The organism is Microbacterium sp. 2FI, from assembly GCF_005502885.1.
GTDB lineage: Bacteria > Actinomycetota > Actinomycetes > Actinomycetales > Microbacteriaceae > Microbacterium.
On sequence record NZ_SCMR01000017.1, the window covers coordinates 14,587 to 30,081 of the forward strand.

Annotated in this window: 15 protein-coding genes; 9 read left to right on the forward strand and 6 right to left on the reverse strand. The window is 69.6% G+C overall.

Features of this window, described 5'->3' with window-relative positions:
- The first annotated feature begins 141 nt into the window (after positions 1 to 141).
- From FFS15_RS13420 to FFS15_RS13430, 3 genes are read left to right on the forward strand one after another with little or no spacing between them, the layout of a single operon-like run.
- On the forward strand, positions 142 to 972 hold the full coding sequence (locus FFS15_RS13420; RefSeq protein WP_137845551.1) for an MBL fold metallo-hydrolase: 831 nt from the start codon (positions 142 to 144) through the stop codon (positions 970 to 972).
- 58 nt (positions 973 to 1,030) lie between these two features.
- Positions 1,031 to 2,023, forward strand: a complete 993-nt coding sequence (locus FFS15_RS13425; RefSeq protein ID WP_137845552.1) for a YihY/virulence factor BrkB family protein — start codon at positions 1,031 to 1,033, stop codon at positions 2,021 to 2,023.
- Positions 2,024 to 2,069: 46 nt separating this feature from the next.
- Positions 2,070 to 2,852 carry an NAD(P)H-hydrate epimerase gene (locus tag FFS15_RS13430; RefSeq protein ID WP_249354063.1) on the forward strand — a complete coding sequence of 261 codons (783 nt, stop codon included), beginning with the start codon at positions 2,070 to 2,072 and terminating at the stop codon, positions 2,850 to 2,852.
- A gap of 116 nt (positions 2,853 to 2,968) precedes the next feature.
- On the opposite strand, the gene FFS15_RS13435 is transcribed toward FFS15_RS13430, so the two are convergent.
- From FFS15_RS13435 to glgP, 3 genes are all read right to left on the reverse strand, one after another.
- Positions 2,969 to 3,364 (reverse strand): hypothetical protein, encoded by a 396-nt coding sequence (locus tag FFS15_RS13435; protein WP_137845554.1) that lies wholly within the window; start codon positions 3,362 to 3,364, stop codon positions 2,969 to 2,971.
- A gap of 314 nt (positions 3,365 to 3,678) precedes the next feature.
- Positions 3,679 to 4,413, reverse strand: a complete 735-nt coding sequence (locus FFS15_RS13440; protein WP_137845555.1) for a glutamine amidotransferase — start codon at positions 4,411 to 4,413, stop codon at positions 3,679 to 3,681.
- 145 nt (positions 4,414 to 4,558) lie between these two features.
- Complete coding sequence (gene glgP / locus FFS15_RS13445) at positions 4,559 to 7,120, reverse strand: alpha-glucan family phosphorylase (RefSeq protein WP_171013199.1); 2,562 nt, start codon at positions 7,118 to 7,120, stop codon at positions 4,559 to 4,561.
- 119 nt (positions 7,121 to 7,239) lie between these two features.
- On the opposite strand from glgP, the gene FFS15_RS13450 reads away from it, so the two are divergent.
- The 4 genes from FFS15_RS13450 (at position 7,240) to FFS15_RS13465 (ending at position 9,226) form a co-directional block, all read left to right on the forward strand.
- Complete coding sequence (locus tag FFS15_RS13450; RefSeq protein WP_137845556.1) at positions 7,240 to 7,740, forward strand: PaaI family thioesterase; 501 nt, start codon at positions 7,240 to 7,242, stop codon at positions 7,738 to 7,740.
- 114 nt (positions 7,741 to 7,854) lie between these two features.
- Positions 7,855 to 8,070, forward strand: coding sequence for a response regulator (locus FFS15_RS13455; protein WP_137845557.1), 216 nt, complete (start codon positions 7,855 to 7,857; stop codon positions 8,068 to 8,070).
- The gene (locus FFS15_RS13460) at positions 8,045 to 8,704 is read left to right on the forward strand and encodes a CYTH domain-containing protein (RefSeq protein WP_137845558.1); all 660 of its coding nucleotides are present in this window, start codon (positions 8,045 to 8,047) and stop codon (positions 8,702 to 8,704) included. The genes FFS15_RS13455 and FFS15_RS13460 overlap by 26 nt, the downstream gene beginning before the upstream one ends.
- A gap of 219 nt (positions 8,705 to 8,923) precedes the next feature.
- A complete protein-coding gene (locus tag FFS15_RS13465) occupies positions 8,924 to 9,226 on the forward strand; it encodes a GIY-YIG nuclease family protein (RefSeq protein ID WP_137845559.1) in 303 nt (100 codons plus the stop codon).
- 334 nt (positions 9,227 to 9,560) lie between these two features.
- Here the strand turns inward: FFS15_RS13465 and lpdA are convergent, their stop codons facing one another.
- Together lpdA and FFS15_RS13475 are read right to left on the reverse strand one after the other, a co-directional pair.
- Positions 9,561 to 10,958: a dihydrolipoyl dehydrogenase gene (gene lpdA, locus FFS15_RS13470; RefSeq protein ID WP_137845560.1), complete on the reverse strand. Its 1,398-nt coding sequence runs from the start codon at positions 10,956 to 10,958 to the stop codon at positions 9,561 to 9,563.
- 10 nt (positions 10,959 to 10,968) lie between these two features.
- Entirely contained in the window at positions 10,969 to 11,673 is a 705-nt protein-coding gene (locus FFS15_RS13475; RefSeq protein WP_249354065.1) for a copper resistance CopC family protein, read from the reverse strand.
- Between the two features lie 167 nt (positions 11,674 to 11,840).
- Here FFS15_RS13475 and FFS15_RS13480 point away from each other — a divergent pair, with 167 nt between their 5' ends.
- Positions 11,841 to 14,474 (forward strand): M14 family zinc carboxypeptidase, encoded by a 2,634-nt coding sequence (locus tag FFS15_RS13480; RefSeq protein ID WP_137845561.1) that lies wholly within the window; start codon positions 11,841 to 11,843, stop codon positions 14,472 to 14,474.
- A gap of 188 nt (positions 14,475 to 14,662) precedes the next feature.
- On the forward strand, positions 14,663 to 15,064 hold the full coding sequence (locus FFS15_RS13485) for a hypothetical protein (protein WP_137845562.1): 402 nt from the start codon (positions 14,663 to 14,665) through the stop codon (positions 15,062 to 15,064).
- Positions 15,065 to 15,101: 37 nt separating this feature from the next.
- Here FFS15_RS13485 and FFS15_RS13490 read toward each other — a convergent pair whose 3' ends face one another.
- Positions 15,102 to 15,452, reverse strand: a complete 351-nt coding sequence (locus FFS15_RS13490; protein ID WP_171013200.1) for a hypothetical protein — start codon at positions 15,450 to 15,452, stop codon at positions 15,102 to 15,104.
- Positions 15,453 to 15,495: the final 43 nt, after the last annotated feature.

A 15,495-nucleotide genomic window follows, 5' to 3' on the forward strand; every position in this document is an offset into this window, starting at 1 on the left:
TCTCACGATGATTCCCCTTATCCCCAGGTGCCATCCTACGGCGCCCCTGTCTGCACGGCGGCAATCCGCTCGACCTTCACAGCGGGCCGTGATGTCTCTAGGTTCGGTGCTGTGAGTGGCCACCCGAGCGAGAGGAACCACATGCTGACGCAGATCGCGGAGGGCGTGCTGGTCCATCAGAGCGAACTCCTCCGCAACAACACCGTCGTCGTGCAGGGCGCTGCCGGCGTGCTGGTCGTCGATGCCGGAATCACCGGCGCCGAGATGGCCTGTCTCGCGAACGACCTGCGCGAGCGGGGCCTGTCTGTGGTGGCAGGATTCTCGACGCATCCCGACTGGGACCACGTGCTGTGGCATCCCGACCTCGGCGACGCACCCCGCTACGGCACAGCGCCCTGTGCGGCTCAGATGCGTGAGCTGCGGTCGACAGCCGACTGGCAGCGCCGCGTGACCGAAGGGCTGCCTCCCGAGATCACTGACGACGTCCCGCTCGAACCGTTCGGACTCATCACCGCACTGCCTGCGGGAGCCACGCAGATCCCGTGGGACGGTCCTCTCGCGCGCATCGTCGAGCATCCGGCGCACTCACCCGGCCATGCGGCCCTGCTGATCGAGGAGAGCAGAGTTCTCGTGGCCGGCGACATGCTCTCGGACGTCTTCGTGCCGATGCTCGACGACTTCACCGACACCAACGACCCCATCGAGGAGTACCTCGTCGGGCTGCGGGTGCTCGAAACGGTGATGGGTGACGTCGACGTCGTCATCCCGGGCCACGGGTCAGTCGCCATCGCAGGTCAGGGCCTCGCACGGATCGCGTTGGATCGCGCCTACCTTCGCGCCCTGCGTGACGGCCGCGAGCCGGGCGACCCGCGCATCGGCTCGTCGGCCGAGCCGGGCTGGGAATGGGTGAGCGACATCCACGCGGGGCAGGCGCAGAGCGTTGCCGCGAGATCGCGTTCACACATGGCATAGCGCGCCGCCCTTGTCGAGCCCGGACGCGCCGCCGCCGGCCCTCGATAGGGTCGTCACCATGGCTGACCTGATCGCACGCGTCACCGCCTGGGCGCTCTCCCTCAAGCCGGTGCGCGTCTGGTTCCACTACCTCGAGCGGCGCGGGTTCATGCTCGCCGACAGCATCACCTACCGCACCCTCTTCTCGGCGTTCGCGGCGGTGCTGCTCGGGTTCTCGTTCGCGGCCCTCTGGCTCGCCGACAACCCGGCCGCGTGGGAGGCGCTCGTCTCCACGGTCGACGCCGCGATCCCCGGACTCATCGGCGAAGGCGGCGTGATCGAGCTATCGGCCATCCAGGCGCCCGCAGGCCTCACGATCACCGGCATCCTGGCCCTCGGCGGTCTCATCGGCGCGTCGATCGGCGCGATCGGGTCGCTGCGCGCCGCGCTGCGCACCCTCGCCGACGAGATCCACGACGACGTCTTCTGGATCTGGGTGATCGCGCGCAACCTGCTGCTCGCCCTCGCGATCGGCGGCGGCTTCGTGCTGTCTGCGGCGGCCTCGTTCGTCGGCGCCGAGGTCATCAGCGGCTTGGGCGACTGGGTCGGCGGATCCGGAGTCGTCGGCGACATCGCGACGCAGGCCGTCGGCATCCTGGCCATCTTCGCCCTCGACGCCGGAGTCATCGCGCTCGCGTTCGTGTCGCTCTCGGGTGTCAAGGCCCGCCCGCGCACCCTGTGGGCCGGTGCGCTGCTCGGAGCGGTGGGCCTCACGGTGCTGCAGCAGCTGTCGGGGCTGTTCGTGCGCGGCGCCAGCGTCAACCCGCTGTTCGCGACGTTCGCGGCGCTCATCGCGTTGCTCATCTGGTTCAACCTGTCGGCGCAGGTGGTCCTCATCGCCTCGACCTGGATCATCGTTGGCGTCGCCGAGCAGCACGACCGCGTGCGCGAGCGCTACGGCACCCCCACGTTCGAAGCGCGGCGCGTCAAGCGCGCCGAAGACGCCCTCCGTGTCGCGAAGGAAGAGCTCGAGCTCGCTCAGGATGCTGCCGCGAAGGCCCGCGCGACGTGACCGGCGTCTGGGTGCCGGCGTTCACGGCGGCGCAGGTGGGGTCGACGTGACCGGTGTGTGGGTGCCGGCGTTCACCGCGGCGCAGGTGCGCGGCGAAGAGGAGCCGGTGCTCGCGCGCGGCGTGCCGCTCATGCTCTACGCGGCCCGGATGCTGGCCGAGGTGGTGGCCGCAGAGCTGGTGTCACCGGGCACGACGGCGCGGGCGGCGTACGGGCAGCCCGAGGATCTGGTTGACGGGCCGCTGGTGGGGCGCGTGCTCGTGCTCGCGGGTGGGGGAGACAACGGCGGCGATGCGCTGTACGCCGCGGCCGCGCTGCTGCAGTGGCTGCCGCTGCGGGCGCGGGCGGATGATGCGCTCGAGATCGATGTGTTGCGCACGTCGGAGCGCGTGCACGAGCAGGCGTGGGCGACCGCTCTTGCGGGTGGGGCGCGGGAGGTGTCGGTGTCGGAGGCGTTGTCGTCGCGCTATGACCTGGTGATCGACGGGATCCTGGGGATCGGGACGGTCGGGGCGCCGGTGCTGCGCGGGGTGGCGCGCGAGGTGGTGACGGGGCTGCTGCCGTTGGTGCTCGGTGGGGCCGTGCGGGTTGTCGCCGTGGATGTGCCGAGCGGATTGCACCCCGACGACGGGACGACGGCTGACGGGCTCGTGCTGCCGGCCGCGGTCACCGTGACGTTCGGGGGAGTGAAGCTCGGGCTCACGAAGGAGCAGGGCCCGGCACTGTGCGGCGCGGTGGTGTGGGTGGAGTTCGGGTTTCCGTTCGCGTTTCCGCCGCCGGGGGCGGCGGAGGTCGCGTACGCAGTATGGGGGCTGCCGGAGGGGGAGTAGGGCCGGGGTGCTGGTGCGCTTCGAGACGAAGTGCCGCTCAGCGACCAGGGGTGCGGTTCGCCCATACGCGGGTCGCTGAGCGAGGAGCGCCAGCGACGAGACGAAGCGGCGGACGCCTACTCGTCGGCATCCTCGTCGTTGTGCGGGTTGCCCTTGCCCTTGCCGTTCTTGCCGGGAAAGTTCTCGGAGTCCTTGTCGTGACCCCAGGCCTTGCCCTGACCGTTGCCGGGGGTGCCGTCGGCGCCGTCTTCGGCATCCGGGTTGTTGTGGGGGTTGCCCTTGCCCTTGCCGTTCTTGCCGGGGAAGTCGTCGGAATCCTTGTTGTGACCCCAGGCCTTGCCCTGACCGTTGGTGCCGGGGCCGTCTTCGTGCTTGTCGCTGACGCTCTGTCCCGGGAACAACGGCGCGAGCGGACCCATCGGCGCGCCCAGGGCGATGCTCGGCACCAGCAGCGCGGCAGAGGCGACCACCGCGACGGCGGCGCCTGCGATCCACAGCTTCTTCGCTCCCATGAGACCCTCCCCAGGATCTTGCCGGCGACGGGTCGCCGTTGCTCGGAGCGTACACCCGGGGCGGCCCTTCGTCTCGGTCGCTTCGCTCCCTCGCTCAGGGACCACCTTCGTCTCGGTCGATTCGCTCCCTCGCTCAGGGACCACCTTCGTCTCGGTCGCTTCGCTCCCTCGCTCAGGGACCCGGTCGCTGAGCGAGCGAAGCGAGACGAAGCGGCTGCCGCTGAAACGGTCCACACTTCGCAAATGCAGGGGTTCGGCATCCATCCCTGGCATCTCTGAAGTCTCGGCGAGAATCCGCGACACTCAGACGGGGATCAGGGCCGGGCGTAGCGCTCGACGAAGGTGCGCAGCATGCGGCTCGGGTGCGACACCGGCGTGCGGTGCACGGCGGCGAGAGTGACTTCGAGCTCGTGCGGGGCGAAGTAGCCGTGATCGGCGTAGGCGTGGATGCGCGTTGTGATGCCGTCGACGTCGAGCTCGGGGTGGAATTGTGTCGCATATACATTATGTAGAACGCGGAACATCTGCACCGGGCATGTCGGCGACGACGCCAGCAGCGTCGCCGCGGGCGGCAGCGCCGAGATGGCCTCTTTGTGCCCGACGAACGCCTCGAACCGGCGGGGGAGTCCGGCGAGCAGAGGGTCGGCCGCGCCTTCGTCGGTGAGAGTCACCGGCACCACGCTGATCGGCTCGGGATACATGCGGTCGATCGCCGCGCCCTGATGCGCGCCGAGCGTGCCGATGCCGTAGCAGGCGCCGAGGAACGGGAAGTCGCGCGCGACCACCTCATCCAGGAGCGCGGCGAACTCGGATTCGACGCGGTGCTGCACGGCCGACTTCTTCTCGTCGGGGTCGCTCGCGTTGAAGGGGCCACCGCCCACGAAGATTCCCGACAGCTCGTTGAGGTCGAGGTGCGGCATGGGGCCCGACTCGAGACGGATGCGGATGAGCTCGTCGGGCTCGAGGCCGGTGTAGCGCAGGAAGAGGGCGTACTCCTCGTCGGCGGGGAGATCCTCGGCGCGCGTGGCGAGCAGGACGAACGGCTTCACCCCGCAAGCCTACGGGCGCGGGGCGCTTCGTCTGGTCGGTGTGCTCCTCGTTCAGCGACCAGTTGGCACACCTTCTGGCAGGGCGGGCGCGCTTCGTCTCGTCGCTGCGCTCCTCGCTCAGCGACCCGCGGGTACAGCACCCGCCTCAGGACGCGTACGTCACCAGCCCGAGCTCCACCGGCGACACCAGCTGCGGGTGCGACGGCACCACACGCACGGTGTAGCCGAACGTGCCGGTCACCGTCAGCGGCAGCGTGCCCGTGAAGGTCGTCACGCCGTCGACCGCGTCACCCACGGGCGAGAGCCGGTAGACCGAGTGGTCGGCCGCGAGCGCGTCGTCCTCGTTCGTGCGGCCGTAGGCCAGCTCGACGGCGACGTCCTCCGGCGACAGCCCGTCGAGCCGCACACCGGCACGCACCTCGAGCCGATCGCCGGCCTGCGCCTGCTGCGGAATCCCCGACGAATCGACGTTGTCGACGCGCACGTTGATCCAGGCATCCTTCACCCGCGTGACGAATGCGGCCAGCGCCTTCGCCTCGGCGAATCCGTCGGCGCGCAGCGCCACCTCGTGCTCGGCGGCCGGCACATACAGACGCGTCACGTAGTCCTGCACCATGCGGTCGCTCGTGGCCTTCTTGCCGAGCTCGGTCATGGTGTGGCGCACCATCGAAAGCCACGCGAGCGGGATGCCGCCCTCGCGCTCGTAGAACTTCGGAACCAGCTGGTGCTCGATGAGGTCGTACAGCGCCGACGCCTCGACGTCGTCACGCTCCTCGTCGCTCGCGGCGGTGTCGGCCGTGGGGATCGCCCAGCCGTTCTCGCCGTCGAACCACTCGTCCCACCAGCCGTCGAGGATCGACAGGTTCAGCACGCCGTTGAGCGCGGCCTTCATGCCCGACGTGCCGCACGCCTCGAGCGGGCGCAACGGGTTGTTCAGCCACACGTCGCAGCCCGGGTACAGGTCCTTCGCGAGCGTGATGTCGTAGTCGGGCAGGAACACGATCCGCCCGCGCACCTTCGGGTCGCGGCTGAAGCGCACGAGCTGCTGGATGAGGATCTTGCCCGAGTCATCGGCCGGGTGCGACTTGCCGCCGATCACGATCTGCACGGGGCGCTCGGGGTCGGTGAGCAGCTTCGTGAGGCGCTCGGGGTCGCGGAGCATGAGCGTCAGGCGCTTGTACGTCGGCACGCGGCGGGCGAACCCGATCGTGAGCACCTCGGGGTCGAGCATGTCGTCGATCCAGCCGGGTGCGATGCTCGCGCCGTTCGCCTGAGCGGATGCCGCGACCCTCCGCCGCGCCTCGGCGACGAGCTCGCCCTTCATCTGCTGGCGCACGCCCCACAATTCCGCATCGGAGACGGCGCCCCGGTCGTTCCAGTCGTGCGTGTCGGTGTGGGCGTCGCCCCACGCGCGCTCGCTGACGGCCTTGAGCGCGGGGTGCACCCACGTGGGCGCGTGCACGCCGTTCGTGATGGACGTGATCGGCACTTCGTCCGCGTCGACGCCGGGCCACAGCATCCCGAACATCCCTCGGCTCACCTCGCCGTGGAGCACCGAGACGCCGTTGGCGTGCTGGCCGAGGTGCAGGCCCAGCACCGCCATGTTGAAGACGCCCTGGTCGCCGCCGTTCCAGGTCTCGAGGCCGAGCGCGATCGCGCGGCCGGCGTCGAGGTTCTGGAAGAGCCCGCTCGAGAGGTGGTCGGCGATCATGTCGCGCGGGAACCGGTCGATGCCGGCGGGCACGGGCGTGTGCGTCGTGAACACCGTCGAGGCGCGCACCTGGGCGAGGGCCTCGTCGAAGCTCAGCGCCTCTTGCGTGATGAGCTCCGACATACGCTCGAGGCCCTGGAACCCGGCGTGCCCCTCGTTGGTGTGGTAGACCGTCGGCTGGGGGCGGCCGGTGATCTGCGAGTACGCGCGCACGGCGCGGACGCCGCCGACGCCGAGCAGCAGCTCCTGCAGCAGGCGGTGCTCGCCGCCGCCGCCGTACAGGCGGTCGGTGACGCGGCGCAGCTCTTCCGAGTTCGACGGGGTCTCGGAGTCGAGCAGCAGCAGCGGGATGCGACCGATGTCGGCGATCCAGACGCGCGCGTGCAGGTGACGGTCGTGCGGCAGGTCGAGGGTGATCTCGACGGGCGAGCCCTCGGCATCCCGCAGCAGGGTGAGCCCCAGGCCATAGGGGTCGAGCAGCGGGTAGGCCTCGCGCTGCCAGCCGTCGTCGCCGATCGACTGACGGAAGTAGCCGGCCCGGTAGAACAGGCCCACACCGGTGAGCGGCACGCCCAGGTCGGACGCGCTCTTGAGGTGATCGCCGGCGAGGATGCCGAGACCGCCCGAATACTGGGGGAGCGAGCCGTCGACGCCGAACTCGGGCGAGAAGTACGCGATGTGCGCGGGCTTGTCGCCCTCGAGCCGCTGGAACCAGCGGTCGCCGTCGAGATAGGCCGTCAGGCGCTCGTCCTCTTCGCGAACGCGCTGCACGAACTCGTCGTCGCGGGCGAGCTCGTCGAGGCGGTCCTGGCCGAGCGCGCCGAGCATGCGGGCGGGGTTGGCGCCGATCTGCTCCCACAGCTGCGGATCCATCGCCGCGAACAGCGCGTGCGTCGCACGGCTCCACGACCAGCGCCAGTTCGACGCGAGCCGATCCAGCGGGGCGAGGCTGTCGGCGAGGACAGGGCGGACGGTGAACGTTCGGATGGCCTTCACGCGAGCGATTCTAGGGGTACCGGGTGAAAACGCTTGCACTCGAATGGATGCCGGGAGGGCGGCAACTTCGTGCGGAACCGGTCGGTGACAGGCGCGCCACCGTGCGCGAGGATCGGTCCATGACCGACTCCCGCTCCCGCACCTTCGACTGGACCGACCCGGCAGCCGCCCTGCAACAGACCCGCAGTGCCGGCACCGGACTCGAGGCGCTTCGCGCGATGATCGCGGGCAGCATCCCGCCCCCGCCGATCGCGCAGCTGATGGGCTTCGCCCTCGTCGAGGTGTCGGAGGGCCTCGCCGTGTTCGAATGCACGCCGGCCGAGTTCCACTACAACCCGATCGGCGCGGTGCACGGCGGCCTCGCGTGCACACTGCTCGACTCGGCCCTCGGCTGCGCCGGGCACACGACACTCGGCGCGGGGGTGGGCTACACCTCGGTCGACCTGAACGTGCGGTACCTGCGCCCCATCACGCACGCGTCGGGGCTGCTGCGGGCGACGGGGCGCGTGGTCAAGCCCGGGCGCCGGGTGATCTTCACCGAGGGCGAATTGACGGATGCCGAAGGCCGCGTCGTCGCGGCCGCCACGTCGTCGCTGCTGGTGCTGGCCTCGGGAGGGTAGAGGTTTCGGTGTTGGGGCCTCGGCAGGAGATGGGGCCCTCCGCAGGAGATTCAGGGCGGATTCCTCCTGTGGAGCCGCACATCTCCTGCAGACTGCGGGGCTACGCTGGGGCGCATGGCTATCGCACGTCTGCACGGAGGCCCTCTCGACGGGCAGCTCCTTCCCCTGGATGACCCCGAACTCGACCGCATGATCGTCCCGTACAGCGAGACCCAGGTGGTCTACGAGCGCGGCGGAGCGGCTCAGAACACCGGCGAGGGCGACGGGCCGACCGAGACCGAGTTCTGGTTCGTCGAGGCGGCCGATGACATCGGACCCTCCGACGACTGAGCAGGCGCCGGGCGCCTCGGATGAGGGTTCGCGCTCGGTCGAGGTCGAGCTGAAGTTCGATGCGGATGCCGACACGCCCCTGCCCGACTGGTCGGGGCTGCCGGGGGTCGTCACCGTCGGCGAGGGTGAGGTGCGCGAGCTCGATGCGCGGTACCTCGACACCGCCGAGTTCGCGCTGGCGTCGGCGAGCTTCGCGCTGCGGCGTCGCACCGGCGGGCCGGATGCCGGCTGGCACGTCAAGGGTCCGCGCGTGGGCGATGCCCGGGTCGAGCTGCACTGGCCGCTCGGCGAGGCAGATGTCGTCCCCGAGGGCGCGCTGGCGGTGCTGGCCGAGGTGACGACGGAAGAGCTCACGCCGCTCGCGCGCATCCGCAACACGCGGACCGCGTACGACCTGTGCGACGCGGATGGCGGCGTGGTCGCCGAGTTCGCCGACGACCTGGTCTCCGCTCTCGACGAGCGCTCCGGTGCCGAGCGTTCGTGGCGCGAGTGGGAGGTCGAGCTGGGGCCAGCGGCACCCGCCGACACAGACGCGCGCGCGGCGCTGTTCACCGCCGCCGAGGCTGCCGTGCACGCGGTCGGCGGTCGTGCTGCGGCATCCGCGTCGAAACTGGCTCGGGCGCTCGGCTACTGACCGCTCTGGTCCCTGAGCGAGGGAGCGAAGCGACTGAGACGAAGGGGCGCTTCGTCTCGCTTCGCTCGCTCAGCGACCGGTCGTCTTCAGGTCCCTGAGCGAGGGAGCGCAGCGACCGGTTTCCTCTTCTGGTCCCTGAGCGAGCGAAGCGAGACGAAGGGGCGTCCTGGGCCTCGGCATCCCTCAGCCGATGTCGGTGCGCCTCGCTACGTTCCCGCTATGGCGTTCGTCTACATCCTCAAGTGTTCCGACGGCTCGTTCTACACCGGCAGCACCCTCGACCTCGCTCTGCGCCTCGACGCGCATCAGGCTGGACTCGGCGCTGTGCACACCCGCAAGCGACTGCCCGTCGAGCTCGTCTGGCACGCCGAGTTCGCCCGGATCGATGACGCGTTCGGTTGGGAGAAGCGCATACAGGGGTGGAGCAGGGCGAAGAAGCTCTTGCTCATCGAGGAGCGGTACGACGAGCTGCCGGGGTGGAGTGCGCGGCAGCGGCGTGAGAAGCGGAAATCAGGCTTCTGAGCGAGGGTGCGCTTCGTCTCGCTTCGCTCGCTCAGCGACCCGAAGCGAGGGTGCGCTTCGTCTCGCTTCGTCCCGCACTGAGCGAGCGAAGCGAGTCGAAGTGTCGCTCAGCGACCCGGTATGCGCGACGTGTCACCCTCTGGTCACTGAGCGAGGGAGCGGAGCGACCGAGACGAAGGGGCGCTTCGTCCCGGCCGCGGCGACATTCTGCGTCGTCTCGGCTCCGAGACACAATGCCCCTCAGCGCTGAAACGCTCCAGACGGCACGAATGCCCGGTTTCGGCATCCGATTCCGGGCATTCGTGAAGTCTCGGCGCACGCGCGCCGAGCCGCGTCAGAGGTTGATCATGTGGCCTGCGAGACCGTGGAAGGCCTCCTGCACCGCTTCCGACAGCGTCGGGTGCGTGTGCACGTTGCGGGCCGCCTCGAGCGCCGTGAGGTCCCACTTCTGCGCGAGCGTCAGCTCGGGGAGCAGCTCCGACACGTCGGGGCCGATCAGGTGCCCGCCGAGCAGCTCGAGGTGCTCGCCGTCGGCGATGAGCTTGACGAAGCCGATCGGCTCGCCGAGGCCGTTCGCCTTGCCGTTGGCCGAGAACGGGAACTTCGCGACCTTCACGTCGTAGCCCTCGTCGCGCGCCTGCTGCTCGGTGAGGCCGAACGAGGCCACCTGCGGCGAGCAGAACGTCGCGCGCGGCATCATGCGGTAGTCGCCGAGCGGCATGGTCTCGGCCTTGCCGATCGTCTCGGCGGCGACGACGCCCTGCGCCTCGGCCACGTGGGCGAGCTGCAGCTTCGCGGTCACATCGCCGATCGCGTAGATGTGCGGCACCGAGGTGTGCATGAACTCGTCGATCTCGATCGCGCCGCGGTCGGTGAGCTTCACGCCGGTGGTCTCGAGCCCGAAGCCCTCGATGTTCGGGGCGAACCCGATCGACATCATGACCTTGTCGGCGTCGATCGAGGTCTGCGCGCCGTCCTTGGGCGTATAGGTCACGGTGACGCGGTCGCCGTGGTCGACGACGGTCTCGACCTTGGTCGAGGTGAGGATGTCGACGCCGTACTTCTTGTACTGGCGCGCGATCTCCTTCGACACGTCGGCGTCTTCGTTGGGAAGCGCGCGGTCGAGGAACTCGATGATCGTGACCTTCACGCCGTAGTTGACCAGCACGAAGGCGAACTCCATGCCGATGGCGCCGGCGCCGACGACCACGATCGACTTCGGCAGGTCGCGCGCGAGGATCTGCTCCTCGTACGTCACGACGTTGCCGCCGAGTTCGACACCGGGGAGCAGGCGCACCTTCGAGCCGGTCGCGATGATCGCGTTGTCGAAGGTGAGGTCTTCGGTCGAGCCGTCGGCCTTGGCCACCGTGATGCCGTTCGGGCCCGTGAACGAACCCCGGCCCTCGTACTCGGTGACCTTGTTCTTCTTCATCAGGTAGTGGATGCCCTTGACGTGGGTGTCGGCCACCGTGCGGCTGCGATCCCACGCGGTTCCGAAGTCGAAGGTCACGTCCCCTCGGATGCCGAACAGCTCGGCCTTGTGATTGAAGGTGTGCGCGAGGTCGGCGTTCTTCAGAAGCGCCTTGGAGGGGATGCACCCCACGTTGAGGCAGACACCGCCCCAGTACTTCTCTTCGATGATGGCGACCGAGAGGCCCAGCTGAGCGCTGCGGACGGCCGCGACGTACCCGCCGGGGCCGGCGCCGAGGATGACGACGTCGTAATGAGGCATGGTTCCCAGCCTATCGCTCGGTGGGCGGCGCGGAGTCGGCGGGGGAGTCCGGAGCAGCCCCGCCCCCGAGCGCCCGTTCGCGGTTCTCGGCCAGCTCCTTCTGCTGGCGCGCCCGCGAGACCAGCAGGTACAGCACGGCGCCGCCGAGGCCGGCGACGACGATGCCGCCGAGGATCCACGGCCACACGTCGCCGAACGTCGAGTCCTCGTCGGCCGGGGGTGCCGGCGTCGCGGTGGCAGTCGGCTCTTCGGTCGGCACGGGCTCGGTCGTGGCCGTGGGCTCAGTCGAAGGCGTCGGCGTCGCCGTCTCGGTCGGCGCACCGGTCACGGTGAAGTCGAACTCGCCCGAGATGGGGTGTCCGTCGCTCGAGACCACCTTCCACAGCACGGTCACGACGCCGGATGCCGAGCCCGTGAGCGGCTGCGTGAGCACGGTCTCGGATGCCGACGGTGCTCCATCCGTGAGGATCGTGCCCGCGGCATCCGTCACCTGCACTTCGGACGCGCCCTCGTCGGGGGCGATCACCGAGCTGAACGTCAGGGTCAGCTCGGCCGGCAGCGCATCGACGGTGGAGTCGGCGGCGGGACTCGAGCCGATGAGCTCGTCGTGCGCGGCGGCCGGCGAAACGGGTACGAGAAGCGCAACCGCAGCGAGGAGAAGAACCGCGACAAGCGCGAGGGACGAACGGAGTCTGAACACGCGGGGGGCTGGCACCCGATCGAGCCTAGCCGTTACGTTTCAACCATCCCCGGTCGCGACGTTGTGACCGGAAACACGGTGTTCACGAGCGGGGTCCCGCCGGCGAAACAGACGACTGTCACGCTGGCGCCGGGCCCCTGCGCCCGCGCTCGCGGCTGCGAGCGCACCGACGAAAGGAAGTCATGAGACTCTTGCGTTCCATCGCGATCGTCAGCGGCGTCGCCATCGCCGCGGCGTCGTTCACGACGGGTGCCGCGTTCGCGGCGCCCGACTCCGGCGGTCGCGGACCCGACCGCGATCCCGATTCGGCGAGCGCGACCTCGTTCGCCGAGCTCGTCAAGCTCGCCAAGACCGGGGTGGCCGCCAAAGCCACCGACGGCGCGATCGCGATGCCGACGTCGTACCCGGTTCAGCCCGCGCTGACGGTGTACCCCGCCGACGTCCCCGACGCGACCACCCTCAACCAGACGATCGCGTTCTCGCAGCTCGCGCCGCGACTGAACGAGCTCATGGCCGAGAGCGACCGGGTCTCGACCCAGATCGTCGGTCAGTCGACCGGCGGACGCGACCTGTACCTCGTGACGGTCACCGCACCCGAGAGCCGCGGCGAGACCGCGCGGCAGACGAAGTGGCGCGATGAGATCCGCACGACGCCCGAGAAGGCCGCGAGCAACACCCAGCTCGCCGCCGACTACAAGACGCCGATCTGGATCAGCTCGAACATCCACGGCAACGAGTGGGAGGGCACGGATGCTGCGATGCAGCTCATCGAAGAGCTCGCCCTCTCGGACGACCCTGCCACCGCAGCGACGCTCGAAGACCACCGTCTCTACTTCTCGCTGACGCTCAACCCCGACGGGCGCACGCTCGCCACGCGCGCGACCGCGTTGTCGCTCGACGCGAACCGCGACATGGTGACCCTCACCACGCCCGAGGCGCGGTCGTTCGTCGCGACGGCGCAGGCGCTGCAGCCGCTGTACGCCGCCGACTTCCACGGCTACACCGGCGTGCTGCAGGTCGAGCCCTGCGGACCCCCGCACGGCGAGAACTACGAGTACGACCTGTTCATCCCGCACGGCTACGCCGCCGCCCTCCAGGTCGAGGCCGATGTCGTCGCCGCCGACATCCCGGGCAACACGTACTACAACACGTCCACCGGCGTGACCGGGAACACGAACACCGGCAACATCAAGATCCCGTACCGCGACACCCCGTCGGGCTGGGACGACTACCCGCCGATCTTCACGGCGCAGTACGCCGCTTTCCACGGCGCGGTGACCGCGACCGTCGAGCTGCCCAAGAGCCGCTCGGGATCGACCACGACGCCGGAGAACGCGATCATCAACACTGCGGTCGCCAAGGCGACGATGGACTCGATGGTGGCCTACGTCGCGGAGAACTCCGACGCGATGCTCGCCGACCAGATCGAGTCGTTCCGTCGCGGCCTCGCCGGCGCGCCGAAGGACTCGCTCACGGCGGCCGACATCGCTGCGGTCCCCGGACCCGACCAGTGGAAGCCGCTGTGGGACGTCGCCGACGACCAGGATCCGGTCTCGCTGCCGCGCGCGTACGTCATCCCCGTCGGTGACGCGCAGCGCTCGGCATCCGACGCCGAAGCCCTCGTCGACGCCCTGCTGTTCCACGGCGTCGAGGTGGGCACGCTGCCGCGGGCTGCGACCGTCGCGGGCGTCACGTACCCGGCCGGATCGTTCGTGGTCGACATGCACCAGCCGCGCCGTGGCCTCGCCAACGTGCTGCTCGACCTCGGCACCGACATCTCGAACAAGGTGCCCTCGATGTACGACATCTCGGCCTGGAGCCTCGCCTACCTCTGGGGCGCCACGGTCGACAAGGTCGGATCGACGACGGATGCCGCGATCGGCACGCTCGTGCCGCTGCACCGCGTTCCGCAGAACGGCGTGCTGCCGAAGAAGGCGCCGTACGTGGCCTTCGACGTCGCCGGTGTCGAGGACTACCGGGCGCTGAACGCGCTGCTGGCCGCCGACGCACCCGTGTGGCTGCTCGACGACGGCCGCGCCGTGGTCGGACCCGAGGGTCTGAAGGCAGCGGCGAACGCCGTCGTGACCTACGACATCGCGTTCGAGGCCGCCTCGGCCGCTGATGTCGCATCCCTCGCCGAGGCGGAGGTGCTCGAGCCGCTCACGATCGCGGTGGCGGGAAACCAGGACGACGCGCTCGCGCTCGCCGAACTGGGCTTCACCGACATCGTGCGGGTGACCGCGGCAGGCGTGCAGGCCGGTGCCGCTGCCGGAACGCCGACCGGGCTCGAGAATGCCGACCTGCTGTGGGTCGGCTCGCAGTTCTCGCTCGCGGCCGGCTCGGCGGGCCGCGCGTACGTCCAGTCGTGGGTCACCGCCGGCGGATCGATCGTCGGACGCACCAACCAGGCGTTCACGGTGGCCTCGACGTACGGACTCGTCTCGGGCACGGTCGTCGCGGGCAACAACTCGGGCAACGGCATCGTCGATGTGACGACGCCCGAGGGCTCGCTGTTCGCGGATTACCCGCAGGACACGTCGTTCATCTACCCGGCGTTCTGGTTCACGGGCCTCGGCGCGGGCACGACGGCCGAGGTGACGTACGCCGACGATGTGCTGCTTGCCGGCCACTGGCGTGCGACGAACGCGACCAACGGACCGGCGATCGCGGCCGGTCAGGCCGCGGTCATCTCGGGCGAATCGGCGACCGGATCCCGCGCCGTCGTGTTCGGCACCACGCCGTTCTTCCGGACGCACCCGAAGGGCGGCATGAGCCAGGCGGCGCAGGCCATCTTCTGGGCGGCCTCGGGCGACTGACCTCGTTCCATGAGACTCCCGTCTCTGCTCCTGTGCGGGGCAGAGGCGGGAGTCTCGGCGTTTCGGGCCATGTGACGCTCGTGTGAATTGCTCGTGAGCGTGCGATCAACCCCGTGACGCCGGGCGCCTCGCGGAGTAGCGTTCGAACCAGCGGCGCGGAGCCGTCGCCGAAGCGGAAGGAGCGTCCGATGGACTCGATGATGATGAACGCCATGTCGAAGGACATGATGTCGATGCCCGGTATGGACATGATGGACATGTCGGTGATGCAGGCCTGTATGGACGCCTGCTCGGCCTGCGAGCAGGCATGCACCGTGTGCTCGACGCAGATGATGTCGTGCGGCCCCGCCTGCATGAACTGCGCCGACATGTGCAACACGATGATGCGCTCGATGATGCGCATGCAGGGGATGACCCCGGCCTCGATGATGGCGATGCTCGACGCCTGCATCGCGATGTGCCAGACCTGCATGGACGAGTGCATGGAGCACGCCGACCACAGCGAGGTCTGCAAGATGTGCGCTCAGTCGTGCCAGGCCTGCATGGACGCCTGCATGGCCATGAAGGACATGATGATGGCGATGAGCTGACGCTTCGTCTCGCTGCGCTCGCTCAGCGCAAGCTCAGTCAGCCGCGCTGGATGTTGTAGCGCACGTTTCCGATCGCCAGCACGTCGTAGCGCCCGTGGAGCGCCACCGGTGCGCCCGGCGCCAGGCCGATGGCCGCGCCCGCCCTGCTCCACACGGTCACCGTGTCGTCGTCCTGGAACGTGCGCAGCGCGATGACGCCGGTCTCGGCATCCGCTGTCTCGACGATCGCGTCCGCCCAATCCGAGGGCGTCGCCGACGCCAGCCGAGACTGGATGAGGTGCAGGGCGTGGCCCGGTGCGTAGGACGAGCAGCGGTCGCCGTGGTCGCACATGCACGCCGCACGCTCACGCACCGGGAGGGGCGGAATGTGGGTGTGCGGGCTGGTCACGACGGTCTCCTTCTCGTAGCGGAACTCTGGCCAGGCTAGGGGG